The sequence below is a fragment of the Xanthomonas vasicola genome (assembly GCF_000772705.2).
In the GTDB taxonomy this organism is placed as follows: Bacteria; Pseudomonadota; Gammaproteobacteria; order Xanthomonadales; family Xanthomonadaceae; genus Xanthomonas; species Xanthomonas vasicola.
On record NZ_JSBW02000027.1, the window covers coordinates 132,968 to 158,950 of the forward strand.

A 25,983-nucleotide genomic window follows, 5' to 3' on the forward strand; every position below is an offset into this window, starting at 1 on the left:
GGTGCCTAGGAGGATACCGCCACGTCGCTCCGACCGGGCGCGCTGTGCCGTCTGCCAGCTGACTCAGTAAGCAGAGTGAAGCGTAGGCACGCGGCTTGCATCGGCCTCGACCAGACAATCGTGCCGGGGAACGCGGTGGTAACTAAACGAACGAAACGCCGCGCTGCCGGGGCACTGCTGGTGGGCGGGCTGATCTTTGTGCTGATCGGCGTGGGTGGTTATTTCACGACGCGGCAGTCGCTGTCGGATGCCAGCTGGGTGACGCATACGCAGGAGGTGATTGCCAGCATCGATGAGATTCAGGCCGGCATTCTGTCGGCGGAATCGTCGGTGCGCGGCTATGTGCTAACCGACAACGAGGCCTTTTTAGGGGTCTATGCCGATGCGATCGGCCGCCTGCCCGAACGTCTCGTGCGGCTGGATGCGTTGGTGCAGGACAACCCGCAGCAGCAGCGCAATGTCGCAACGCTCAGCCGGCTGGTGGATGGGCGCTTGGTGCAGATCGACGATCTATTGCACAGCTATCGGACGCAGGGCCTGGACGGCGCACGCACCTCGATTGCGCGCGGCATGTTCCAGACCTCTTCGTCGCTGCGCCGCCAAGTGCAGACCATGGCGGAGCTGGAGCGTCGGCAGTTGGTACTTCGTAACGACGCCACCACGCGCAGTGCGCAATGGGTGCTGTGGGTGACCGTGATCGGCATTGTCAGCGGGCTGCTGGTGATGCTGCTGGCCTACCGCTTGCTGTCGCGCGAGCTGGAACGGCGTACGCGCGCCGAAGACCAAGCCAGCCATACCAGCGAGCGTCTGACCGAATCGTTTGCGGCGCTTGAACGCACCTCTGCGGGTCTGGAGGCGCTGTCGCGCTACTCAGGATTGCTGCAGAACTGCCGCGATGCCGAAGAAGCGCTGGAAGTCACTGCCCGCACGATCGCGCCGCTGATGCCAGGTGCAGCAGGCGCGGTGTACCTGCTGCGTGCCTCGCGCGACCGCGCCGAACAAGTCGTCGCCTGGGGCGCGATGGCCGACGACGCCGGTGCCAGCATCGCACCGGACAACTGCTGGGCGTTGCGTCGCGACCGCACCCATGTGGTGATGGACGCCAGCCAGGGCATGCTGTGCCAGCATGCCGGCGTCAATCTCCCGCCGCAGGCGGGCACGGCCTGCATTCCGCTGTCGGCGCAAGGCACGCAATTGGGAATGCTGGCGTTGCGCAGCGAAGATCCAAGCGACCTCGCGTCGCTGACCGTCGCCGAGGCGGCAGCCGAACAACTGTCGTTGGCGCTGCACAACCTGCGCTTGCGCGAAACGCTGCGCCAGCAATCGATCCGCGACCCGCTGACAGGTCTGTACAACCGCCGTTATCTGGAAGAAACCCTCAATCACGAACTGGCGCGCTGTACGCGTCGGGTGCTGCCGCTGTCGGTACTGATGCTCGATGTGGATCACTTCAAGCAGTTCAACGACCTGCATGGACACAGCGGCGGCGACCGCGTGCTGGCGGCCATCGGCGCGTTGTTGTTGTCGCAGACGCGTGGCGAGGACATCTGCTGCCGGTACGGCGGCGAAGAATTGACGATCATCCTGCCCGAGGTGGATCTGCTTACCGCCTGCATGATGGCCGAGAAGCTGCGCGTCGGCATCGAGGCTTTGCAGGTGATGGGCGATGGCGTCTCACTGCCCAAGGTCACCGCATCGTTCGGCGCGGCCAGCTTCCCCGATCACGCCGGCACCGTGGCGCAGTTGCTGCAGCGGGCGGACGAGGCGCTGTATCGCGCCAAACAGGGTGGCCGCAATCAGGTCGTGAGTGCGCACGTGCTCGCAAACGCGGCCTGAGCGCAGGCGTCACGCGTGCTCGCTGACCTTCTGCAAAGACATCGGTTACGTGGTCGATTTTTGCGTCCGCATCACGCGCTTGTGCCATGCGGTTCTAGGCGCGAGCGACTGCACGACGACGCTTGCGTCATTCACCCAGGCGCATTGCAGTGATGATCTCTAAAGCATACGAACTCGCACGTAGGGCGAAACATCAACCGCAGGAGTGCCCAGCGTCATCGGTAGGAATCAGGCCGGTGCCGGCCAGCATGCCATCGATGCGCGTGCGCACATAGGCTGCATCGTCCTGGGTCGCGCTGCTGATGATCGCTTCGGCACGCGCCTGGAAATCCAAATAGTCGAAGTCCGCATCTTCATCTGCAGACAACTTCGGCAACTGTTCCTGCAACGCGTCCAGGCGCATCTCGAGTTCTTCGCGGGTGGGCATGGCAGACTCCGACGACCAAAACGACACGGTTGCGGCAAGGCCGTCAAGGATGTGCGAAACCTTGCGCTGCAACGCTTCATTTTCCTATCCGACGCGCAGATGAAGACACGCTCAACTTTGACGACACCCCGCCGATAATGTTGCCGACTCCTACAGAACCTTTCCTGTGATCCTTCACCTGCGGCGGGATTTCCGCCTCGGCATCGTCAAGATGCTTGGGCCAATCACTGCGCTGTTGCTTTGCCTCTATGCGGTGTACCTGGCCATGACTGGTCAGGTGGTTGCTTGCCTGGTCACCACCTCGCTCGGCTTGCTGGCGATATGGCGCGGCTGGCAGATGCGCAGTGCCGAAGACACCGGCGCCGGCGGCGTGTGGCTGGCGTCGATCAATGTCGGCGGGTGCCTGGTGGCTTGCTGGACAGGTGGCGACGGCGCCCTGCCCTGGCTGTTCCCGGTCCTGGCCACCAATTATTTATTGTGCGGGCCGCGACGCGCGGTGTTGTTGAGCTTGCCACTGCTGGCGGCATTGCTGTTCTTGCCCGGCTTGATCACCAGCCCTGGCCAGGGCGTGTCGACGATTGTGGTGACACTGGTGACGCTGGCGGTGGGCTACGCGTTTTCGCTGCGGATGCAGGACGACCGCGTGCATCTGGAAGAGCTGGCCTCGCTGGATGCGCTGACCGGCTTGCCCAATCGCCGCATGCTCGAACGCGCACTCACCCATCAGATCGATCAACGCCAACCGCACGACCGGCTCAACAGCCTGATCATTCTGGATCTGGATCATTTCAAGGAGGTCAACGATCTGTACGGGCATGCCGCAGGCGATGCGGCGCTCTCGGATCTGGCCACCATCCTGCGCTTCGAAGTGCGCGATCCGCATCAGGTGTTCCGTTTTGGCGGCGAAGAATTCGTAGTGCTGCTACGTGCCGGTTCGCTGGCGGAACTGGAAGCGGCCACCGAACGCTTGCGCAAGGTGATTCGCACCGGCCTGCGCGGACCAGGCGGGCGTATCACGGTCTCGCTGGGTGCGGCACGTCACGACGGCGAAACGCATTGGCAAGACTGGTTCTCGCGTGCCGATGCAGCGCTGTATCTGGCCAAGAACGGCGGCCGCGATAGCGCACGGGTTGCCGAGTAAGCGCCACCAGTAAGCGTCCATGCGACTGCGCATGCAGACGCACGCGGCAGATGGAGTGAAAGCAATCGGTCACGGATACGTTGCGCTGTCGACCGTGTCGGTAGCAGCGCGAAGCCCGGCGTGAGCGAACGCACGTCGACGGAAGCACGGCCGATCTTGCCAATGGTCATGCGTAATCGCGTTGGATCACAACCAACTGCCTCGCTCTATCGCAATAACCAAACTGCGGGGCGACCCATTGGCCGCCCGCCTGCATCGTTCAAGGGTTGACCACGGCCACCGGTGCCGCAGGTGCTTGGTCCTGCTTCCAGCCACCGAGCGCCTTGTACACGCCGACCACGCCGACATTCACTGCCGCTTCGGCCTGCGCCAACGCATCGTCGGCGGCCAGCTGGGTGCGTTGCGCATCCAGCAGGGTGAGGAAGTCTTCCGAGCCCTCGCGGTAGCGGATTTGCGCCAACTGCTCGGCACGCCGCGCCGCTTTGGCCTGCTCCACCACGATGGCCAGACGTGCCTGCTGGCGGCCATAGCCAATCAACGCGTTTTCGGTGTCTTCCAGCGCCAGCAACACGGCTTGCTGATACTGCGCCAACGCGCCTTCGGCCTGCGCCTTGCTGGCACGCAAGCGCGCACGCACGGTGCCGAAATCGAAGGCGGCCCAGCTGATCGATGGGGTGATCGACCATGCCTTGGCGTTGCCCTCGGTCAACCGGGCCGCATCGCCGGACAGGAAGCCGACAAAGCCGCTTACGCTGATGCGCGGAAACAGATCGGCAGTGGCCACGCCCACTTGCGCGGTGGCTGCCGCCAATCGACGTTCGGCAACGCGCACATCCGGGCGCTGACGCAGCAAGCCAGCGGTATCGCCCAGCGGCAGCGGGCGCGCGAACGCGGGCATGGTGCGCGCAACCAGGGTGGCGTCCAGCGCATCCGGCTGCTGGCCGAGCAACACGGCCAGGCGATGACGGTATTGCGCTTCTGCGGTTTCCAGCAATGGAATATCCGCTTCGATCGCCTTCAACCGCGCCAGGCTGCTCTGCACATCCAGCTCGCTGCCGGCACCCAGGTCCCAACGCGTTTGCGTCAACTTCTGGGTGTCGTGCAGGTTGGCCAGCGTGCGCTTGGAGACCTCCAACTGCTTCTGGGTGCCGCGCAATTCGAAATAATTGCGCGCCACTTCGGCTGCAACGGTGACCTGCACGTCCTGCAGATTGGCCTGCTCGGCATCCAGGTCAGCACGCGCCGCCTCCGATGCACGCCGCTGCCGACCGAACAGATCCAGCTCCCAGGCCGCATCCAGACCGAGCGTGGTCTGCTCGGTGAGGAAGCGCTGATTGCCGGCGACCACCTGCTGCTGTTCGCGACGATCGAAACTACTTTGCGCGGTGATGTGCGGCGCCTGATCCAGACGGCGTTCGACGAACACCGCGCGTGCCTGCTTGACGCGCGACACCGCGATGCGCAGATCGTGGTTGGCGAACAAGGCGTCGCGCACCAGTTGCTCCAGCACCGGGTCGTCGAACTGAGACCACCAATTACCTACCGGCGACTCGGCGCTGTACGCCGGATCCTGCGCGCCTTGAAGCGTCACGGCGGCAGGCGGATCGGGACGGTAATCCGGCCCGACCGCGCAACCGCTGAGCACAAGCGCGGCCAGGGCCACGCTCAGGAAGTTTCTTACCATGGCAACACTTCTCCCAAATGCGTGAAGCTGCCGGTGGCACCGTGCGCGTCGAGCAGCGCCATCTGCACGCTGCTATGCGCACCCTGCTCCACTTCGATTTCGCCGCCACCACCGTTCATGTCGGTTTTGACGTAGCCCGGATGCACGGTGTTGACTTTGATGGCGGTGTCGCGCAACTCATGGGCCAGATGCACCGTCCAGCTGTTGACCGCGCTCTTGGAGGCGTCGTAGGCGGGAATCTTGAAGTCGTAGATCGGCGAGCCCGGCTGGGTATGCAGGGTCAGCGAGCCGAGCATGCTCGACACGTTGACGATGCGCCCGGCCAGCGAGCGACGCAGCAGCGGCAGGAATGCCTTGGTCACCTCGACCACGGCGAACAGGTTGGTGTCGAAGGTGCGCTTCCACACCTCCAGGCTCTGCTGCGACGGGGCGCGCTGCATGTCCTCGATCATGATGCCGGCGTTGTTGATCAGGATGTCCAGGTGGCCATGACGCTGCTCAACCGTGCCCACTGCGGCAGCAATGCTGATCTCGTCGTTGACGTCGAGCTGGATAGCCTCCACCGGCAGACCTTCGGCCTGCAACTTGAGTGCGGCGGCCACTGCGTCGTCGCGCTTGCGGCCTGCCAGCAGCGTATGCACGCCGGCGGCGGCCAATTGCCGAACGGTTTCCAGGCCGATGCCGCGGGTGGCGCCGGTGACCAATGCGATCTTGGTGTTGCTCATGTCTAAGTCCTTCGAATGTCTGTAGGGGGATGTAACGCGCTTAGGCGTTGACGTGCAGGTGATCGTGCGCAACCGCAGGCGGCGTCGCGGGCCCGCGACGGGTCACCCACTTGCGCAGCGCCACGTAGAACACCGGGGTCAGGAACAGGCCGAACAAGGTCACACCGAGCATGCCGGCGAACACTGTGATGCCGGTGACCGAGCGCACTTCGGCGCCGGCGCCATGGCCGAACACCAGCGGCACCGTGCCGGCGATGAAGGCGATGGAGGTCATCACGATCGGACGCAGACGCAGGCGGCAGGCTTCCAGTGCGGCTTCAACAATGCCCTTGCCATGCATTTCGAGTTCGCGAGCGAACTCCACGATCAGGATCGCGTTCTTGCACGCCAGGCCCATCAACACCACCAGGCCCACCTGCACGAACACGTTGTTGTCGCCACCGGTGAGCCACACACCTAACAGCGCAGACAATAAGGTCATCGGCACGATCAGGATCACTGCAAGCGGCAGGGTCCAGCTTTCGTACAACGCGGCCAGCACCAGGAACGCCAGCAACACCGCCATCGGGAACACGATCAACGCCGAGTTGCCTTGCGTGGACTGCTGATAGCTCAGATCCGTCCACTCGATGTTCATGCCGTTGGGCAGCACCTGCGGCGCCATGCTGGACAGCTTCTGCATTGCTTCGGTGGACGACAGCACGCGCGGGTCCGCTTCGCCGATGAGGTCGGCGGCCGGGTAGCCGTTGTAGCGGATCACCGGGTCCGGGCCGTAGGTCTGGCCCAACGTGACCATGCTGCCGATCGGCACCATGTCGCCGTTGGCATTGCGCGTGCGCAGGTTGGCAATGTCTTCGACGCTGTCGCGGAACTGTCCATCGGCCTGGGCGATCACCTGATAGGTGCGACCGAAGCGATTGAAGTCGTTGATGTACGAAGAACCCAGATAGGTCTGCAGCGTGTCGAACAGGTTGGTCAGCGGCACGCCCTGCGCCTTGGCCTTGTCGCGGTCGACCTTGGCGTCGAGCTGCGGCACGTTGGCCTGGTAGGTACCGATCGGGAACTGCATGCCGGGCGTTTGCGAGATCGCACCGGACATCGCATTCACCGCGCTCTGCAGCTGGCCATAGCCCAGACCCGCACGGTCCTGGATGTACAGCGAGTAGCCCGAGCCCTGGCCCAAGCCCAGAATCGGCGGCGGCATGAAGGCGAACGCAGAGCCCTGCTGGATCTGGCTGATACGCGCATTGATTTCCGCATTGATCTGCGCGGCAGTCCGGCTGCGCTGACTGAACGGCTTGAGTGTCAGGAACACCGTGCCGGTATTGGGCGTATTGGTGAACTGCAGCGGGTTCAAACCGGGGAACGCGATGGCGTGATCCACGCCTTCGGTCTGCAGCGCGATCCGGGTGATCTGGCGAATCACCTCATTGGTGCGCTCCAGCGACGAACCTTCCGGCAGCTTGGTGCCGGCGATCAGATACAGCTTGTCCTGAGTCGGAATGAAGCCGCCCGGCACCACCTTGAACATGAAGCCGGTACCCACCAACGGCAGCAGATACACCACAAACACGGCACCACGCTTGCCCAACGCACGCGACACCGCACCCTGGTACTTGTGCGAGCTGGTGTTGAAGAAACGGTTGAACGGGCGGAACAACCAGCCGAACAAACGGTCGATCAACCGCGACGGACCATCCTTCGGTGCGTCGTGCGACTTGAGCAGCATCGCTGCCAGCGCCGGCGACAAGGTCAGCGAGTTGATCGCAGAAATCACCGTGGAAATGGCGATGGTCACCGCGAACTGCTTGTAGAACTGACCGGTCACGCCCGACAGGAACGCCATCGGCACGAACACCGCGCACAGCACCAGCGCAATGGCGATGATCGGCCCGGACACTTCGCGCATTGCCTGATGCGCCGCAGCCAGCGGGCTCAAGCCTTCTTCGATATTACGTTCGACGTTTTCCACCACCACGATCGCGTCGTCGACCACGATGCCGATCGCCAGCACCAAGCCGAACAGGCTCAACGTATTGATCGAGAAGCCCAGCAGATACAACGCGGCAAACGTACCGACCACCGACACCGGCACTGCCAGCAACGGAATGATCGAGGCGCGCCAGGTCTGCAGGAACAGGATCACCACCAGCACCACCAGCAGCACCGCTTCCAGCAGCGTGTGCACCACCGCGCTGATCGAGTCACGCACGAACACGGTCGGGTCGTACGCGGCCGACCACGCCATGTCCTGCGGGAACTGCTTTTGCAGCTCGGCCATCTTGGCGCGCACCGCATCGGACAATTCGATCGCGTTGGCACCGGGCGACTGGAACACGCCCATGCCCACGGCGTTCTGGTTGTCCAGCTGCGAACGCAAGGTGTAGTTACCGGCGCCCAGCTCCAGACGCGCCACATCGCTCAAGCGCACGATCTCGCCGCTGTTGCCGCTGCGGATGACGATATTGCCGAACTCTTCTTCGGTGGTGAGGCGGCCCTGCGCATTGATCGAGAGCAGGAAATCGCTCTTGTTGGGCATGGGCTCGGCACCGAGCTGGCCGGCGGAGACCTGCACGTTTTGCTCGCGGATGGCGGCGACCACATCGCTGGCGGTGAGCCCACGCGCGGCCACCTTGTCCGGGTTCAACCAGATGCGCATGGCGTAGTCGCCGGCACCGAAGATCTGGATCTGGCCCACGCCCGGCAGCCGCGACAGCTCGTCCTTGACCTTCAAGGTAGCGTAGTTGCTCAGGTACAGCGAGTTGTACTTGCCCTTGGGAGAGGTCAGATGCACGACCATGGTCAGCGTCGGCGATTGCTTCTGCGTGGTTACGCCCTGCCGGCGCACGTCTTCGGGCAGACGCGCCTGCGCCTGGCTGACGCGGTTCTGCACCTGCACCTGCGCCTGGTCCGGATCGGTGCCAGGCTTGAAGGTCACGGTGACCACCAGCACGCCGTCCGAGCCGGCCACCGACTTCATGTACATCATGTTTTCCACGCCGTTGATGGCTTCCTCAAGCGGCGTGGCGACGGTTTCGGCGATGACCTTGGGATTGGCGCCCGGATACACCGCGCGCACCTGCACGCTCGGCGGCACCACTTCGGGGTATTCGCTGATCGGCAGCAACGGCATGGCGATCAAGCCGGCCGCGAAGATGATGATCGACAGCACCGCGGCAAAGATCGGCCGGTCGATGAAAAAACGGGAAAAGTCCATTGGGATGGTCCTGAAAGAGGTTGCCGCCGGGTGGCGGCGCGGCACAGCGGGCCCGGGCCGGCCTGATGACGAGTCATGGGGTGCGATGCAGCGATGAATCAGTACAGCCGTTGCAGGTGGTGCGCAGTCGCCGGGCAGGCACGACGGCGCGCAACGTGCGTTGGCGATATCTAATTGGAAGCGGTGCGCTTGTCCGCCGCCGGCGCCATGGCCACGGTCTTGGCGTCCACCGGCATGCCGGGCATGAAGATCTTCTGCACGCCATCGACCACCACGCGGTCACCGGCAGCCAGGCCGCTACGCACGATGCGCAGACCATCTGCACTACGGCCAAGCTCCACATCGCGGCGCTGCGCCTTGCCGTGCTTGTCCACCACGTAGACGTACTTGCGGTCCTGGTCGGTCAGTACGGCCTTTTCATCGACCAGCATCGCCTTGAACTGGCCGCTGCCCAGCAACTGCACGTGCGCGTACAACCCCGGCGTGAACTGCCGCTGCGCGTTATCCAGCACCGCCCGCACGCGGATGGTGCCGGTGCTGCGGGTCACCTGGTTGTCCAGGAAATCCACGCGCCCGGTATGCGGGAAGCCCTGCTCGCCAACCAGCCCGATGCGCACCGGCAACTGGCCGCCACGTTCGTCGGGGCGCTCGCCGTTGCGGGCCATCTGCGAATAGCGCAAGAAGGTGCCTTCGTCGGCATCGAAATAGACGAACACCTTGTCCAACGACACCAGGGTGGTCAGCACACTGGCGCTGTCGCCAGCCGTGACCAGGTTGCCGGCGGTCACCATCGCACGCCCGGCGCGGCCGTCGATGGGAGCGCGCACACGCGTCCAATCCAGGTTGAGCTTGGCGGTGTCCACCGCGGCCTGGGCGGCCTGCAGGTCGGCGTCGGCCTGATCGGCGGCAGCGCGGCGCTGCTCCCAGGTTTCGGTCGAGATCGCCTGCTGCTCGGACAACTTGCGGGCACGCGCTGCCTCGCTACGTGCCAGCGTGGCCTGGGTGCGGGCACGCACCAGCGAGGCATTGGCACGCGCGAACTCGGCACGGTAGCTACGCTCGTCGATGGTGAAGAGCACATCGCCCTTCTTCACTTCGGCACCTTCGGTGTAGTTGACCTTGTCGATGTAGCCGGACACGCGCGGACGCAGCTCGACGCTTTCCACTGGCTCGATGCGGCCGCTGAATTCGTCCCACTGGCTGATTTCCTTCGTCAACACCGGCGCGACGCTGACGCTGGGCGGCGGCGGCGCGCCGGTCTCGGCGGCCTTGCTGCCGCAGCCGGCGAGCACGACCGTGAGCACGGCGCCCGCCAACACGGTACGTAAGGGAAAACGGAACGGGGTGGCGTTCGTGGTCATGGGGAAATCTCTCGGGTGGGGATGGGAAATTGCAGACCGGCGAGCCGGCTCGCAGACGGTGCGGCCGGCGGGCGACGACTGACGGTCACGATGGCTTGTCCGGGCTGGCCAGGCCCGGCAATGAGGGAAACGGCAGCGCGACCGACATCAATGGCGCGAATCCATTCCGGACACGCGTCCTTGGCGCGGCCGGGGTTACACACCGGCTGCTCGACCGACAGCAGATGCACGCGGACGCCCAATGGTTTGGCTTCCTCGTGCAACACCTGCGCGAGCATGCGGGTGGCGGAGGCGGCAACCGAGCGATCGCCATGCGCCGACCAAGCACGCAGCGCGCACGGGCTACCGAGCAGCAGATAGCGGCCACCGCCATCGGCCTCGGCCAGTAATGGCAGCAGATGGCGCGCGGCGGCCAGATGCGGCAGCACGTCGCGCTCCAGGCGGCGACGCAGCGCGGCCACCGGCCGATCCAGCAGACGCCCGGCCTTGGGCGGGCCACCTAGGCTTGCGATCACCGCGCCCAGCGGTCGGTGCCGCTGTGCCAGCTCTGTGGCCAGGCGCTGCGCGGACGCATCGTCGGCCACCGATCCCTGCACGATGTCCAGCAGTGGCGAGTCGCCATGCTGCGCGCGCAGGGCGTCCAGCTTGGCGGCGTCGCGTCCAATCACCACGGTCGGCATGCCAGCGTCGAGCAGCGCAGCGACGATGCCCGCGCCCACGTTGCCCGCGCCACCGATGACGGCCGTCTCGGCTTGGACCATCCCAATCATGGGACTTTCACTCTCGAGATCGGGACAATTCCGCGCTGCAACCCGCGCGCCTGCAGTCCAGTCCGCTGCGCCGGCGCGCCGCCAGCCTGGCGTCGTGGCGAGCTGGAGAATTCGCGCGAAACGCTGCTGCGAGACCGATTTCCGGCGGAAACGACCGGATCGAAGGCACTTTCGATGGCACTGCGGGAATTGGAAGAGGCGCCGAAAACCTTGCACAACCACATGGCCGTGCTCCTGCATGGAGGGATGCCGCATAAGTTAGGCTTCAAAGCAGCACTTGATTAGTCTGGATTTAGGGGAATAATCGTCCCGCAAGCGGTCTAATCCCTCCTGACCCCGGAAGGCAGTCCCATGACTCACGATCTCAACGACACCCTGATCTTCGTCAAGGTGGTCGAACAAGGCAGCTTCATCGCTGCCGCCAACGCGCTTGGGCTGCCCAAGACCACCGTCAGCCGCAAGGTGCAAGAACTGGAAACCCGGTTGGGTGCGCGGCTGTTGCACCGAACCACGCGCCGCATCGGCCTGACCGAAGCCGGCTCGGTGTATCACGAGCATTGCCAGCGCATCGCACGCGAACTGGAAGAAGCCGAAAGCGCGGTGGGGCAATTGCAATCCGGCCCGCGCGGCTGGTTACGTTTCACCGTGCCGTATTCGCTGGGCATCACCTGGATCGCGCCATTGCTGGGCGAATTCCACGCGCAATACCCGGAAATCCAGTTGGACATGCATCTGGGCAACGAGAAGCTGGACCTCATCGGCGGCGAAGCCGATCTGGCATTGCGCGTCGGTGCCCTGCCCGATTCCAATCTGGTGGCGCGCAAGCTCGGCAGCTTGCGCACGCAGGTATTCGCCAGCCCGTCGTACATCGAACGTTATGGCGAGCCGCTGCATCCGGATGAATTGCAATTCCATCGCACACTCGCTTTGCGCAAGAACCGCAACGTGCACAACAACCGCTTCTTCTGGTCGCTCAGCGATGGCAGCGATGTGCGCGATTTTCCGGTCAATCCGCTGATGGTGGCCAACGATCCGGCCGCGCTCAACGGCGCAGTGCTATGCGGCGAAGGCCTGTTGCTGACCGGCGATGTGATGGCAAAACCGTTCGTGCAATCGGGCCTGGTGCGGCGCGTGCTGGCCGGTTGGACCGGGCCGGAAGTGGACTTCAACGCGGTGTTCGCCGGCGGGCGCCTGGTGTCGCCAAAAGTACGTGCATTCGTGGACTTTTTGGTAACGCGCATGAACTTCGACGCGGACTACATGATGGCGCAATGCCCTGCCCGTCTGGCCGCACAAAAGGCCGATAACGACGCGAAAGTCGACGTGGGCGCAGACGCGAAATTGCGCGCCGAGGGCAAGCGCATTCTGGAAGATGTCACGGCGTAGTGCCGGATCGAATGCGCCGACGGTATGAGCCGTCTGGCGCAGGCCGCAAGTTCATCGATGTAGCTGCGTGAGTGCATCTTTGTCACCAAGTTGCGCACAGCCGACGACAGATCGGCTGCTTTGCAAATGATCTCACTGCACTGAGTGGTGAGTTGGGAAGAAGAGACGTCAGTCGTGGTGTCGTTGGATGCGATCACCTGATGCGCGAAAGCAAACTTGGTCGGGCGTGCGCTGCCCTCGCCACTCGCGGGACACGCCGTAAACCCGTCCATGGGGGCGCGATGGCGGCATCCATGCCGCCAACAGTCCGCAATCGGCGAGGCACCGCACCAGCACGTTGGTCGTTGCTTCGAGAAAAAGTGCTCGTTTTACCCAAGCGAAACGCAGGATGGCGACGCGCCAATGTTGAAGGAATGGTGAAGACCGGCTTGTTGCTTGGGCACTGCGAACTAGCCGTAACTCGCCACTACCAGCGAACGTTGCCCATCGCATGCATCAACACACCGACCATCGCGACTGGTCCTTGTCCGCTCACCGTCGCGGGACCCTTGGCGGACGCCGCCACGGAGCTGACATGGACGTCGTTGCGGCGTGTCCTGCGATGGTGAGCGGGCAAGGGCCCTACAGCAACACTCAGATGCGCAGTTTTGAAGTTCTACAGTTCCGCAGACGCACCAGCCGAACGCAAGAAGGATCGAGACCTCAAAACCATGCAGACCAGCCGCTTTAAACCCAAACGATTGGGTTAGCTGCCCTTGATCACACCATGCAGCACAAAAAACAGGCCGCTTCCGCGACCTGTTTTCAATACATCAGCACATCGCGGCGAGTCATCCGACTCGCCGCGATTCACTGCATCACACTCAACGCATGCCGGTGTTGCTGGCAGCGCCTTCGGCACGCAACGGAATCAGGCGGATTTCGACGCGACGATTCTTCGCGCGGCCGGCATCGGTGTTGTTGTCGGCAATCGGATAACGCTTGCCCGCGCCCATGGTTTCCATGCGCTCACGCTGCACACCCTGCGCTGTCAGGTACTGCGCCACTGCACCGGCGCGCTCTTCGGACAAGCGCTGATTCACTGCATCGCTACCGACGCTATCGGTGTGCCCAACCACTTCCACCATGGTCTGGTTGTACTCGCGCAGCGTGGAGGCCACGCCGTTCAGCGCGGTATAGAACTCGGGCTTCAATGCAGACTTGCCGAAGTCGAAGGTGATGCCGTCCGGCAGGTTCAGGCTGATGTTGTCGCCCTGACGCTGCACTTCGATGCCGGTGTTGGCGGTGCGCTCGCGCAACGCGCGCTCCTGGCGATCCTGGTACTGGCCGATTGCCGCGCCGCTCAGCGCACCGATACCGGCACCGACCATTGCGTGCTGACGACGCTCGGTGGCGCTGTCGCCGGTGAGCAGGCCCGCAGCCACACCGATAGCCGTACCGATCAGCGCATTGCGGCCGGTCCGATTCTGCTGTTGCGTCTGGTCGCCGTACTGATCACGCTGCACATACGAGCCGCCGGTGGCGCAGGCGGACAGCGCAATGGCGCTAGCCAGGGCAACGGCAAGACTCTTGGTGGCTGCTGGGGACATGGTGTTCTCCTATGGCCGGACCATCCGGCACTCAATCGTGTGCGCGAGGATAAACAGGCCCACGCGACTGCCGCATGATGAAAGCGCCGAAACAAACGCGTAGCAGGTGTGTCATTCAGGAAAACGTTTTCGGCATGAAACGCCACATTGCGCCATCAACTTCGCCAGCGCATGCCCACAAATACCTGCGCTCCCTGCCCCCGTAATATCTTTTGGGACGACGCGGCGCGCGCTGTAGCAACAGGCACACCCGCATCATTCAGCAGCGACTAAGCGCGCAATTTTGCATAGGCTGCAAGTGCCGCATCGCGCCCTTCGGCCAGGCCAATAATCGGTGTGCGCGGGTACTCTGGCGCAAAGCGCGCCAACGATAATGGGTGCAGCCAGGGCGCAAAGCGTTCCTTCACCGCAAGCTTGCCCAGCTCGGGCACCCAGCGTGTGATGTACGTGGCTTGCGGATCGAATTTTTCCGCCTGCGTCACCGGGTTGAACACGCGGAAATAGGGCGCTGCATCGGCGCCGGTGCCGGCCACCCACTGCCAGCCCAACGTGTTGTTGGCCATGTCCGCATCCACCAACGTGTCCCAGAACCAGCGCGCGCCTTCGATCCAGTGAATGCGCAAATGCTTGCACAAAAAACTGGCGACGATCATGCGCACGCGGTTGTGCATCCAGCCGGTGTGCCAGAGCTGACGCATGCCGGCATCGACGATCGGAATGCCGGTGCGGCCGCGCTGCCAGGCCTGCAGCGCAACCGGATCGACCTTCGTCCAGTCGAATCCTTCGAAGCGCGGATTGAGGTTCTGGTTGGTGGTGTCCGGGAAGTGATGCAGCAGGTGATAGGCGAAATCGCGCCAGCCCAGCTGGCGGATATAGCCATCGATTTCTGCGCCATTGCGCGCAGTGCGATGCGCTTCCAGCGTGCTGGCAATGCGCCACGGCGCGATCTCGCCGAAGTGCAGATGCGGCGAGAGTTGCGAGGTGCCAACGCGATCGGGGCGGTCGCGGTTTTCGCGATACCCGGACAGCGCGCCATCGATGAAGATCTCCAGCATTTCGTGCGCGCCGGCTTCACCAGGCTGCCAGTGCTCCCAGAAGCCCTGGTCCCAGTTCAAGCTGGGCACCAACTGCAGCGTGTCGAGTGCATCCGTCTTCAACGCCGCAGGCAGCGGCGGCAGGCTGCGCGGCGCAGGCACGGCGGCGGGCAAGTGCAGCTGCGTCAGCGCATTGCGCCAGAACGGCGTAAACACCTTATACGGGCCGCCCTGCTGCGTGGACAGCTGCCACGGTTCAAACAGCAATGCGGAATTGCAGCTCTGTGCCTCGATGCCACGCTCGCGCAATGCGCGCTTGATCTGCGCATCGCGCGGCTGCGTGGCCGGTTCGTATTTGCGGTTCCAATACACCGCCACCGCGCCGGTCTGCGCGATCACCTCATCCAGCACCTGTGCGCTATCGCCGGCACGGATGACCAAGCCACTGCAACGCGCACGCAACGCATCATCCAGCGCTGCAAGCGAGCGATGCCGCCAGGTGCGCGATGCGGCGCCGGGCGTCCATTCGCCTTCTTCGTGCGGTGCGTCGATATACAGCGGAATCGGGTGGTGCCCGGCGTCGAGTGCGGCACGCAAAGCCGGGTTGTCTTCCAGACGCAGATCGCGACGGAACCAGACGATGGCGTGTGACATACGAACTCGGCAGCGAACGATGAGGCTGCGCAGCATAAGCCAGCGGGCGCAACGATGGCGCGATGCCGGGCGACGGGTGGCCGCCCAGCGGGTCCACTGCGCTTACTCGAAACTGCCCACCGAATCGTGCGCAAGATTGTCGAACCGGGTGTATTCACCGAAGAACTTGAGCTTGCACGACCCGGTCGGGCCGCCGCGGTGCTTGCCGATGATGATCTCGGCCAGGCCCTTGTCCGGCGAATTTTCCTTGTTGTAGTAATCGTCGCGGTAGATGAAGACGATCATGTCCGCGTCCTGCTCGATTGCGCCGGATTCGCGCAAGTCGGCCATCACCGGGCGCTTGTCGGTACGCGTTTCCAGCGAGCGGTTGAGCTGCGACAACGCGATCACCGGCACGTTGAGTTCCTTCGCAAGACCCTTGAGGCCACGCGAAATTTCCGAGATTTCGGTCGCGCGGTTTTCGCTGTTGCCGGGCACCGACATCAGCTGCAGGTAGTCGATGACGATCAAGCCCAGGTCGTGTTCGCGCTTGAGGCGGCGGCACTTGGAACGCAGCACCTCCGGCGACACGCCCGGGGTGTCGTCGATGAAGATCTTGGTTTCCTTGAGCATCTTGATCGCGCCGGTCACGCGCGCCCAATCCTCGTCCTCCAACGCACCGGTACGCAGGCGCTGCGCATTGATGCGGCCATTGGAAGAGATCAGACGCATTGCCAGCTGCGAGGCCGACATTTCCATCGAAAACACCGCCACGCCTTTCTTCGACTTGATCGCCGCGTATTCGGCGATATTCAGCGCCAGCGTGGTCTTGCCCATCGCCGGACGTGCGGCAAGGATGATCAGATCGGTCGGCTGCAAGCCGGCGGTCATCGCATCGAAATCGGTGTAGCCGGTCGGCAGACCGGTGATGTTGCCGCCGTTTTCGAAGCGGTTACGCAACTCTTCGAAGGCGTCCTTCAGGGCGCCCGGCATTGCGACGAAATCGGTCCGCCCGCGTGCGCCGGCTTCGGCGATCTTGAACACCGCTTTTTCTGCAGAGGCCAGCAGCTCCACGCTCTCGCGGCCTTCCGGCTGGAAACCGTCATTGACGATCGTGGTGCCAACTTCGATCAGCTGCCGCAGCACCGCCTTGTCGCGCACGATTTCCGCATACGCGGCAATGTTGGCCGCCGACGGTGTGGTGCTGGCCAACTCGATCAGGTAGGCGCCATCGCCCACCTGCTCCAGCTTGCCCTGTGATTCGAACCATTCGCCCAGCGTCACCGCATCGAACGGACGGTCTTTTTCGTTCAATTCGCGAATGGCGCGGTAGATCAGCCGATGGTCGCGTCGGTAGAAGTCGTTTTCGGTGAGCTGATCGTTGACCCGGTCGAACGCGTCCGGCGCCAGCATCAAGCCACCCAGCACCGCCTGCTCGGCCTCGACCGAATGCGGCGGCACCCGCAACTGGTCCAGACGCGGCTCGGGACGATCGTAATCGTCGTCGTCGCGATCGCGATTGCGCTTGGAACGGAAACCAGGACGAGCGGACATGGACAAACAAACCTGACGCGGGGAGACGAGGGCAGGAAGCATAGTCATCGGCGGCGCCGGCGACTATGCACAACTCTGTGGATAACTGGTGGATAGCCGTGTACCGGCGTTCTACGCGCCGGCCGTCGCAGATGCCGAGACCCTTGCGCCTATTGGCCTTCCGCCCTGCCCCCAAGCCCAGCGGAGCGCCGCACGCGAGCGCGGCGCCGCTGTGGTCAACTCAGCGCTTGCGGTGCCTGATCAGGTCCAGGAACTGGTCGATGAAACCCTGCAGGAACTTGCGGCTGTCGGCATTGACAATCTGGTCGTCGGCGCCGAACAGGCCGTCCTTGTACTGCAGAAACACTTCCGGCTGACCGAGCACGTGCATGTTCAGATACGCCAGCACGTTGCGCAGATGCTGCTGCGCGGTGGCGGTGCCAATCGCGCCGACCGAAATGCCGACCACCGCCGCCGGCTTGCCGGAAAACGCGCTATCGCCATAGGGGCGCGAGCCGGTGTCGATGGCATTTTTGAGCACGCCGGGAATCGAGCGGTTGTATTCGGGGGTCACGAACAGCACCGCATCAGCAGCGCGGATCTGCTGCTTCAGACGCGTGCCTTCGGCCGGGTAATCGCCGTCGCGGTCCTGGTTGTACAGGGGGATATCGCCGATCTCCAGGTACTCGAACACGGCCTTGTCGCCAGCCAGATGCTCCAGTGCACGCGCCAGCTGACGGTTATACGACTCTGCGCGCAGGCTGCCGACCAGCACGGCAATGGTGAGCTTGCTCATGGGAATCTCCGTGGAAACAGGCCCCCACCCTACTCAGCTCAATGCTCAGAGCTGGTGAAACGTCGCCGGTATCTGTGGCTCAAACACCAGTGCGCGCGCCCGGTGGCGTCTGCGTTCACAGACGGCGTGAGCAACTGCCAACCAATGTCCACACCGCAGCGCCAGGCGTCAGCGCACCACCGCCACGCGCTGTTCGCGCCAGTGCGACTGCCAGGCCTGGAACATCAGCACCGTCCACAGGTGCGTATGCCATTTGCGCTCACCACCGTTGAAGTCACGCCACAAGCCAGCCACCGTATCGGCGGCGAACACGCCCTCGCGCTCCAGCGCGCCGTGGGCCAGCAGATCGTCGGCCCAGCCGTGCAGATCGCCACGTAGCCATGCGCTGACCGGAGCGCCGAAGCCACGCTTGCCGCGGTACACCATCGTGTCCGGCAGGTAGCGGCACAACACGCGCTTGAGCAGATATTTGCTGACTCCATCGCGGTACTTCAGCGACAGCGGCAGCGACCAGGCGAATTCGGCCACGCGCCAGTCCAGCAGCGGTGCGCGTGCTTCCAGCCCCACCGCCATTGTGGTGCGGTCCACCTTGCACAGCAGATCGTCGGGCAGATACGCGGCGAAGTCCGCCAGCATCATCGCGTCGGCCGGCGTGCCGGACCCATGCAACGGGTCGGCCAGGCTGTAAAAACTATCGGGTTCGGTGGCACCCAGCACCACCGCGGCCGGGTCGCGCCAGCGCGAAATCCGGTTGCGATAGATATCGCCGATGCCGCGCGCGCCGGCCTCGGCCACCAGTGCGGCCAACCCACCGGTGCGCGAAGACTCGCCAGTACTGCGTGCCGCCACCGCCATCAGGCGACGCAGCGGACCGGGCACCAGGCCGTGCATGCGCCAGTTGCGCAGCGCACGTTGATAACGGCCATAGCCGAAGAACAATTCGTCGCCGCCGTCACCAGACAGCGCCACCGTCACTCCGCCGCGCGCCAGGCGTGCGACCAATGCAGTCGGCACTTGCGAGGCGTCAGCGAAGGGCTCGTCGAACATGTCCGGCAGGTTCGGCACCACCGCAAGCGCATCGGCGCCGCTGACATAGAGCTCGGTGTGGTCGGTGTGCAGGTGCGTGGCGACGTCACGCGCCAGCGGCGCTTCGTCGTGGTGCGAGCCCTCGAACCCGATGCTGAAGGTGTGCACCGGCTGCGCGCTCTGCGCCTGCATCATTGCGGTGACGATGGACGAATCGGTACCGCCGGACAGGAACACGCCCACTGGCACATCGGCCACCATGCGCAAGGCCACCGCATCCCGCAGCACGCTATCCAATTGGTCTTCGGCCTGCGCGTCGGTGCCGGTGAACGGTGCGGCGAGCGCGCGTTGCATCGCTTCGCGCGCATTCCAGAACGGTTGCTGCGCCTGATCAGGGCGATGCGCGGCAGCGCCGGCTGCCACCGCCTGCGCATCCATGCGCAGCACGCGGCCAGGCATCAGCTTGAAGGTGTGCTCGTGGATGCAGGCCGGTGCGGGGATATAGCCCAGCCGCAACAGCAGCGTGAGCGCATTGCGGTCGACGCCGTTGTCGAAATCCGGGTGCTGCCACAAGGCCTTGAGTTCGGAACCGAACACCAAGGTGTCGCCGGCCCACCCGTAGTAGAGCGGCTTCTTGCCGACGCGGTCGCGGGCCAGAAACAGGCAGTTGTCGCGCTCATCCCACAAGGCAATGGCGAACATGCCGTTGCAGCGGGCCAGAGTGTCGTCCAGGCCCCACTCCACTACGGCCGCCAGCAATACTTCGGTATCAGAGTGGCCGCGGAAGCGATGCCCGAGCGCGGACAGTGCCGCGCGCAGCTGCGCGAAGTTATAGATCTCGCCGTTGTAGGCCAGTACGTAGCGGCCATCGGCCGAGCGCATCGGCTGATGGCCGAGCGGCGACAGATCCAGAATGCTCAAGCGCTGATGCGCCAGCGCAACGCCGGCCTGCGCATCGCACCAGGTACCCGCATCGTCCGGGCCACGATGGCGCACAGTGGCGCCCATCGGCCGCACCAGCGCATCGAGCTGTTCGCCATGCAGACGCGGCGACGCCAGCAATAGTCCTGCCAATCCGCACATCGTCAGTGCTCCTGCCTGCCGGTAACGGGGAGTAACCGGAGGTCGCCCACACGCGTCACGCGCAGCGCGCGCCCGTGCAAGTGCGCGGCGAATGCGGATGCGGATGCGGATGAAAAAGAATTAAGACGGGCATCCACCAAACACGCAGCAGTGCTGCCGGCAGCGTCATGCAGATCGCGCGCGCCGCTCATGCCGTCACCGACACAACTGCCGGCATCGGCACAAAGCGCGGCAGCGCCTGCACGCGTTGCAACCAGTCCGTGATCGCCGGCCAGCGCTCCAGATCGAAACCGCCGTCTTCAGCGCAATGGGTATATGCAAACAGCGCGATATCGGCGATGCCGTAGTCGCTGCCGGTAAACCAGGCGTGCTGCTTAAGGTACTGCTCCATCACCGCCAGCGCCTGCTCGCCGCGCGCACGTAACTGCGGCAACTCGGCGCGGCGTGCGGCATCGCGCGGCGTCCACAAGCTGATGAAACGCGCCACCGCCACATACGGCTCATGGCTGTACTGCTCGAAGAACATCCAGCTCAGTGCCTGCGCGCGCTGCCACGCATCGGTGGGCAGATACGGGGTGCCTTCGGCCAGCCAGAACAGGATCGCATTGGACTCGGTCAGCACGCGGCCGTCGTCGCGTTCCACCATCGGCACCTTGCCGTTGGGATTCTTGGCCAGGTACTCGGGCGTGCGGGTCTGCCCGGCCACGCTGTCCACCTCAACCCAGTGGTAGCGGCTGCCCAGTTGCTCCAGCAGCAAACGCACCTTGTAGCAGTTGCCGGAACTGGACATGCCATGGACGGTCAACGGGGGACGCACGGTCAACATCTAGCTGGCTCCGCGGCAGCAACAAGGGTTGGCAGTGTCACAGCCCGGCGTGCCTTTGCAAAGCCCTGCACACAGCGGCGGCACGCCGATGTCACGCTTGCGTGCGCTGCCGCCGCCGGGCCGTGCACGCGCTGTCGCGCCAACCCGTTCAGGCGAATGCCAGCACCGCCACCGGCACACTCAAGACGGCGATCAGGATGCCCAGTGCCGCCACCGTCAGCGCCCATGCACCGAATGCGCGCGGACGCGCACAGCCACTGGCGGCAGCCACCGCCTGCACTGCACAGACCGAACACCACAGCGCGCCCAGCATCAGCAGCAAGATGCATGTCGCCAATTGCGCCATGCCGGCCGGATCGGTCGCGCCGGTGCGCAGCAACGCCACTTGACCCTTAAGCGCGACCACGGCTGCCAGCAGGCACACCAGCCACGGCAAAGCGCAGCCCGCCATGGCCGGCAACACGTGCGTGAGGCGCGTGCCGCTGCCCATCCAGCGCAAGATCAGCTTGAGCAGCACGCATCCCAGCACGGCGATTGCCACGACCACGATGACGCCACCGGCCTTGGCCCACCACGGCAACGCGTGCAGCCACACCCATGCCGACAACAGCGTGGTCGTCGCGAACACGGCCCAGGTGCTCCACCGCAGCCCGGCGTGCTGCGGCATCCGCGTCACCGTGGCATAAGGATCGAACATGATTTCGCCCAGCCCACCGCCGCGCCACCAGAGCAGGCACGCCACCAGCAGCACCACCAGGGCGATCAAACCGGCCAGCGGGTAGCTGAGCGCGCGCCAGTCGGGCGGCTGGGCGCGTCGCTGCGGCTTGAGATCGTGATTGAAGTACAACAGGTCGCGCGCGCATTCCATGTCGGCCGCAGCACGCGCCACGCCGTTGGCCGGAATGCGGTCGGTGAAGCGCTGCCATTCGCCCACGATGACCAGCTTGCCGTCGCGCATCGCGATGCTGCGCGAAAAGCGGAACCACGGGTTGGCAACCACTTGCGTGTCCGCTTCTACCTGCGTCGCCGGGTCGCTGTGCACGCGCACGGTCTGCCGCGCCAGCCGCGGGCCGCCCAGCGCCAGCGGACCTTTACGCGCCTGCTTCGGTAGCGCATCCATCCACTCGCCGAGCTGGAACAATGGGAAGCCCAGTTCATCGCCCTCGTTCGCCGGCCATTCCAGCCGGTAGGCCTCGTGCGTGCGCACATTCAGCGGGTCGGCATCATCGATGCTCGGCACGCTCACCTGCGTCAGCGCGGTGTAGTACTGCTGCATGAATTCCAGATAGTGCTCGCCCACCGTCTGCGCACCATCGTCGTCGAAGCTGCTGGCGACACGCTCGGCGCGGCCCTGGCGATAGAGGGTATCCACGGTGAAGCTCGCCCAGCGCTGCGGCTTGCGCAGCGAAATGGTGATGTCTTCGTTCACTTCGATTTGCGGCAACGCAGGCATCGGCGCTGGCACTTCGACCAAGCTGTCCTGCCCTGCCATCACCGGCAAGCCGCGCACGAAAGGCAGCGGCCGGCGTTGCGCCAACGGACCGTCCTCGCGGTCGCGTGTGGCATCCACCCACACCTCGCCCTGCGGCAGATGCGCGCGCACCACCACATGATCGAAGGCGTACGGACTGGGCAGCCGCTTCTCCAGCCCGTGGCCCTGGTCGCTGTTGACCAGCACCGGCTCGGCACGGATGCCGGCCAATTGCAGCAGTGCGATCAGCAGCGTCGCCTTGTCCTTGCAGTCGCCGTAGCGGTTACGCAGCGTCACTTCGGGCGCGTGCGGGGCGTGCGAGTTTTCGCCCATGTCCAGGCCGACGTAGCGGATCTCGCCCTGCACGAACGCCACGGCGCGCAGCAGTGCACCTTGCGGGTCGTCGCTGCGCAATTTCAGGCTCTGCACCATCCTGGCGGCCACTTGCGCGTCCTTGAACGCCTCCGGATACAGCTGCGCCGCCCAGGCAGCCACCGCGCCCCAACTGCCGGCGCTGGACACTTCAATCAAACCGTAAGGGTCGAGATCGTCCGGCGCGTCTTTTTCCTCCTGCACCGCCGCGATGTTGCTCGCGCCGATGTTCAACAGTGTCACGCCATCAACCGTGCGCACGTTACGGCCAAAACCCGGCGCGCTGATCCGCCACTGCAACGCCATGCGGGAGGGATAGCGCACCCGCACCCGGCGCTCGCCCAGCGGCACGCCGTAGCGCGCTTCGAACACGTCGTAATAGCCTTTGCCGAACACTGGATTGCTGCCGCTGATGGTCACACCGTAGTCGACCCGGTCGCCCACGCGCAGGTCCGGCAAGGTGATCGACAGCGTCAGCGCGCCATCGATCAAGCCGTTCTCCAGGCCGCTTTCGCGCCGCAATTTGGCGTAATGCGCCGAGGTGCGCATATCGATGCGCTTGCCGGCGCGCCAGACATCCAGGCTGTTGAGTTCCAGCTGCTGATACTGCGGCTGGTAATCGATGGAAATCTGCCCGGCTTCCTCCAGGCTTTTGGCACGCTGCACGGTGTAACTGAGCCGGCGGTAGGCCTGCGGCACGCGGCCGGTCAGATCGACCTGGTCGGACACCAGCTCATAGCGCAGCCCGGTGGCGCCAGGCACGTTGTCGGGCACGGCATCGGCCACCACCCACACCGGCGTCGGCGCCATGCGTGGCGCTTCGTTGGCCTGCGCTGGCGCAATTGCCATGCCGGCGAGCGAACACACGCTCCAAAAGACGCCGCGCAGGCGTCGCATCACGTCCTTGCTGATCAATCACCCACTCCTCGTCAAAACGCATTGAGTCCTGTCAGCGCACGCCCCACCACCAACTGATGCACGGTTTCGGTGCCCTCGTAGGTGATCACCGATTCCAGATTCAGCGCATGCCGGATCGCCACATGCTCGGTGGTGATGCCGGCCGCGCCCAGCAGGTCGCGGCATTCGCGCGCCACATCCAGCGCCATGCGGCAATTGTTCCATTTTGCCAGTGAGATCTGTTCCGGCCGCAGCGTACCGGCTTCCTTCAAGCGGCCGAGCTGCAAGGCGAGTAGCTGGGCGGTGGAAATCCGCCGCGCCATGTCGGCCAGTTTGATCTGCGCACTCTGCGTGGCCGCCAGCGGCCGGCCGAACAGGATGCGCTCGCCGGCATAGGACAGCGCCTCGCGCAGGCAGGCCACCGCCGCGCCGATCGCGCCCCAGGCGATGCCGTAGCGCGCCTGGTTGAGGCAACTCAGCGGCGCCTTCAAACCAGCCGCCTCCGGCAACCGCATCTGCTCCGGCACGAAGACATTATCCAGGAACAGGGCCGAAGTGACTGATGCGCGCAGGCTCATCTTATGGCTGATGTCCTGCGCGCTGAAGCCGGGGCTGTAGGTCTCGACCAGAAAGCCACGCACGCCATCGTCGGTGTGCGCCCAGATGATCGCCAGCCCGGCGATGCTACCGTTGGTGATCCACATCTTGGCGCCATTCAAGCGCCAGCCGTCGCCCTCGCGCACCGCGCGCGTCGTCATCGCGGCGGGATCCGACCCGCCCTGCGCCTCGCTCAGGCCGAAGCAGCCGATCACCCGGCCGGCCGCCATCTCCGGCAGCCAGCGCTGCCGCTGTTCGTCGCTGCCATAGGCGTGGATGGGATACATGCACAACGAAGACTGCACGCTGACGAAGCTGCGCAGCCCGCTGTCGCCGCGCTCCAGTTCCTGGCAAATCAATCCGTAGGAGACCGCACCAAGGCCCGCATCGCCGTCGCGCACCGGCAGGCTGGCGCCCAGCAAGCCCAGTTGCGCCAGTTCCGGAATCCACTCGCGCGGGAAGCGCCCAGCATCGAAGGCATCGCCGATCGCCGGCACTACCCGCGTATCGGTAAAACGCGCTACCGCCTCCTGCACCGCCCGCTCTTCGTCGGTGAGCAGCGCGCGTACGTCGAACAGGTCATCAGGGCGTACCGGCATGTTGGCTTCCATCGCAAGCGTAAGACGCGATTATCTGCCAGTTGCCGGCCGAACATCGTGCTGCCAGCCGGCACGGGAATGGCACAAATGAAAAGAGCCGGCAATGCCGGCTCTTTTCTCACCACTGCGCTACTCGCGCCACGCTTCGGTTTGCCCGTTACTGACGAGTGCTCATGCTGTCCTGACGCATGTTGGAATCGCCGGCCGTCGATGCCATCTGCGTCACCAGCTGACCATCGACCACCGGCAGACGGTCGCTCGTCGGCTTGTCGTTCATGCGCACGGTCTTTTCGAAACCGTCGTAGCGGTAGGTGACGTCATAGGCAACCACGTTGTCGGCATCGCCTAGCGAAATGCGCTCGCCCGGCTTGCTGTCCATGCGCATGGTGCCGGTGGTGCCATCGGCATTGCGGTAGGTCACGTCGTAGCCGACCACACGCGAGGACTGCGAATTGGCATTTTCGGTGTGGCACTGACGCTCGGTGCGATCGACCACGCGGCCACCGACGTGGTCGCGGTCAATGCGGTTACCGATGAAGCCACCACCCACGGCGCCTGCAGCGGTTGCCAGCTTGCGGCCGTTGCCGCCGCCCACCTGGTTGCCGAGCAGGCCACCAATGACTGCACCGACCACAGTGCCGCCGACATTGCCGTCACGCTCCGGCAGACGTTCCTGCACCACCACATCGCGGCACACTTGGCGCGGCGAGGTGCTGGTGGTGGTTTCGCGGATGGCGTTGCTGTTGATCACCTGCGCATATTGCGGCTCACGCTGGCTGATCGGGGCCACATTGACCACGTCGGCATATTCCAGGCCACGCGGCGCCGGCTGGCCATTGGCCACAAAGTCGCCGGACGACGGACGGTTATTCATGAAAGCGGCAGTGGCCACGCCTCCGACCAACAAGGCACCAGCAGCGACCAGTATAGTTGTCGTATTGCTCTTCATAACCAGCTCCCTGCGGACGCACCGCGTTGTT

The 25,983-nt window shown here is 64.5% G+C and carries 19 protein-coding genes; 3 read left to right on the forward strand and 16 right to left on the reverse strand.

The annotated features are described in order from the left end of the window. The first annotated feature begins 180 nt into the window (after nucleotides 1-180). The gene (locus tag NX05_RS06085; RefSeq protein ID WP_039433625.1) at nucleotides 181-1,836 is read left to right on the forward strand and encodes a sensor domain-containing diguanylate cyclase; all 1,656 of its coding nucleotides are present in this window, start codon (nucleotides 181-183) and stop codon (nucleotides 1,834-1,836) included. Between the two features lie 193 nt (nucleotides 1,837-2,029). Here NX05_RS06085 and NX05_RS06090 read toward each other — a convergent pair whose 3' ends face one another. Then, entirely contained in the window at nucleotides 2,030-2,335 is a 306-nt protein-coding gene (locus NX05_RS06090) for a hypothetical protein (protein WP_039433622.1), read from the reverse strand. 94 nt (nucleotides 2,336-2,429) lie between these two features. On the opposite strand from NX05_RS06090, the gene NX05_RS06095 reads away from it, so the two are divergent. Then, a complete protein-coding gene (locus tag NX05_RS06095) occupies nucleotides 2,430-3,404 on the forward strand; it encodes a GGDEF domain-containing protein (protein WP_039433620.1) in 975 nt (324 codons plus the stop codon). Nucleotides 3,405-3,663: 259 nt separating this feature from the next. Here the strand turns inward: NX05_RS06095 and NX05_RS06100 are convergent, their stop codons facing one another. The 6 genes from NX05_RS06100 to NX05_RS21930 form a co-directional block, all read right to left on the reverse strand. Further along, the gene (locus tag NX05_RS06100) at nucleotides 3,664-5,088 is read right to left on the reverse strand and encodes an efflux transporter outer membrane subunit (RefSeq protein ID WP_039433618.1); all 1,425 of its coding nucleotides are present in this window, start codon (nucleotides 5,086-5,088) and stop codon (nucleotides 3,664-3,666) included. Beyond that, entirely contained in the window at nucleotides 5,082-5,813 is a 732-nt protein-coding gene (locus NX05_RS06105; RefSeq protein ID WP_010366320.1) for an SDR family oxidoreductase, read from the reverse strand. The genes NX05_RS06100 and NX05_RS06105 overlap by 7 nt, the downstream gene beginning before the upstream one ends. A gap of 40 nt (nucleotides 5,814-5,853) precedes the next feature. Beyond that, nucleotides 5,854-9,030, reverse strand: coding sequence for an efflux RND transporter permease subunit (locus NX05_RS06110; protein ID WP_039438634.1), 3,177 nt, complete (start codon nucleotides 9,028-9,030; stop codon nucleotides 5,854-5,856). A 170-nt stretch (nucleotides 9,031-9,200) separates the two neighbouring features. Beyond that, nucleotides 9,201-10,391 (reverse strand): efflux RND transporter periplasmic adaptor subunit, encoded by a 1,191-nt coding sequence (locus tag NX05_RS06115; RefSeq protein ID WP_039433612.1) that lies wholly within the window; start codon nucleotides 10,389-10,391, stop codon nucleotides 9,201-9,203. After that, a complete protein-coding gene (locus NX05_RS06120) occupies nucleotides 10,388-11,161 on the reverse strand; it encodes an SDR family NAD(P)-dependent oxidoreductase (protein WP_017113226.1) in 774 nt (257 codons plus the stop codon). The genes NX05_RS06115 and NX05_RS06120 overlap by 4 nt, the downstream gene beginning before the upstream one ends. Next, nucleotides 11,158-11,385 (reverse strand): hypothetical protein, encoded by a 228-nt coding sequence (locus tag NX05_RS21930; protein WP_080764628.1) that lies wholly within the window; start codon nucleotides 11,383-11,385, stop codon nucleotides 11,158-11,160. Before NX05_RS21930 ends, NX05_RS06120 begins: the two co-directional genes overlap by 4 nt. A 127-nt stretch (nucleotides 11,386-11,512) precedes the next feature. Here NX05_RS21930 and NX05_RS06125 point away from each other — a divergent pair, with 127 nt between their 5' ends. Continuing rightward, on the forward strand, nucleotides 11,513-12,547 hold the full coding sequence (locus tag NX05_RS06125; protein ID WP_010366310.1) for an XC_2801 family transcriptional regulator: 1,035 nt from the start codon (nucleotides 11,513-11,515) through the stop codon (nucleotides 12,545-12,547). 863 nt (nucleotides 12,548-13,410) lie between these two features. On the opposite strand, the gene NX05_RS06130 is transcribed toward NX05_RS06125, so the two are convergent. The 9 genes from NX05_RS06130 to NX05_RS06175 form a co-directional block, all read right to left on the reverse strand. Further along, on the reverse strand, nucleotides 13,411-14,136 hold the full coding sequence (locus tag NX05_RS06130; RefSeq protein WP_010380273.1) for a YiaD family glycine zipper/OmpA-like lipoprotein: 726 nt from the start codon (nucleotides 14,134-14,136) through the stop codon (nucleotides 13,411-13,413). Between the two features lie 269 nt (nucleotides 14,137-14,405). Continuing rightward, entirely contained in the window at nucleotides 14,406-15,824 is a 1,419-nt protein-coding gene (locus NX05_RS06135) for a cryptochrome/photolyase family protein (RefSeq protein ID WP_039433607.1), read from the reverse strand. Nucleotides 15,825-15,926: 102 nt separating this feature from the next. After that, on the reverse strand, nucleotides 15,927-17,357 hold the full coding sequence (locus NX05_RS06140; RefSeq protein ID WP_010380278.1) for a replicative DNA helicase: 1,431 nt from the start codon (nucleotides 17,355-17,357) through the stop codon (nucleotides 15,927-15,929). Between the two features lie 220 nt (nucleotides 17,358-17,577). Next, nucleotides 17,578-18,132 carry an NADPH-dependent FMN reductase gene (locus NX05_RS06145; RefSeq protein ID WP_039433603.1) on the reverse strand — a complete coding sequence of 185 codons (555 nt, stop codon included), beginning with the start codon at nucleotides 18,130-18,132 and terminating at the stop codon, nucleotides 17,578-17,580. Between the two features lie 168 nt (nucleotides 18,133-18,300). Then, the gene (asnB, locus tag NX05_RS06150; RefSeq protein WP_026112509.1) at nucleotides 18,301-20,241 is read right to left on the reverse strand and encodes an asparagine synthase (glutamine-hydrolyzing); all 1,941 of its coding nucleotides are present in this window, start codon (nucleotides 20,239-20,241) and stop codon (nucleotides 18,301-18,303) included. Nucleotides 20,242-20,428: 187 nt separating this feature from the next. Next, nucleotides 20,429-21,067, reverse strand: a complete 639-nt coding sequence (locus NX05_RS06160; RefSeq protein WP_039433597.1) for a glutathione S-transferase family protein — start codon at nucleotides 21,065-21,067, stop codon at nucleotides 20,429-20,431. A gap of 148 nt (nucleotides 21,068-21,215) precedes the next feature. Further along, nucleotides 21,216-23,759: a DUF3857 domain-containing transglutaminase family protein gene (locus tag NX05_RS06165; RefSeq protein ID WP_039433881.1), complete on the reverse strand. Its 2,544-nt coding sequence runs from the start codon at nucleotides 23,757-23,759 to the stop codon at nucleotides 21,216-21,218. 80 nt (nucleotides 23,760-23,839) lie between these two features. Continuing rightward, the gene (locus NX05_RS06170; protein WP_010380292.1) at nucleotides 23,840-25,015 is read right to left on the reverse strand and encodes an acyl-CoA dehydrogenase family protein; all 1,176 of its coding nucleotides are present in this window, start codon (nucleotides 25,013-25,015) and stop codon (nucleotides 23,840-23,842) included. 145 nt (nucleotides 25,016-25,160) lie between these two features. Further along, on the reverse strand, nucleotides 25,161-25,952 hold the full coding sequence (locus NX05_RS06175) for a glycine zipper 2TM domain-containing protein (RefSeq protein WP_010366292.1): 792 nt from the start codon (nucleotides 25,950-25,952) through the stop codon (nucleotides 25,161-25,163). Between the last annotated feature and the right edge of the window lie 31 nt (nucleotides 25,953-25,983).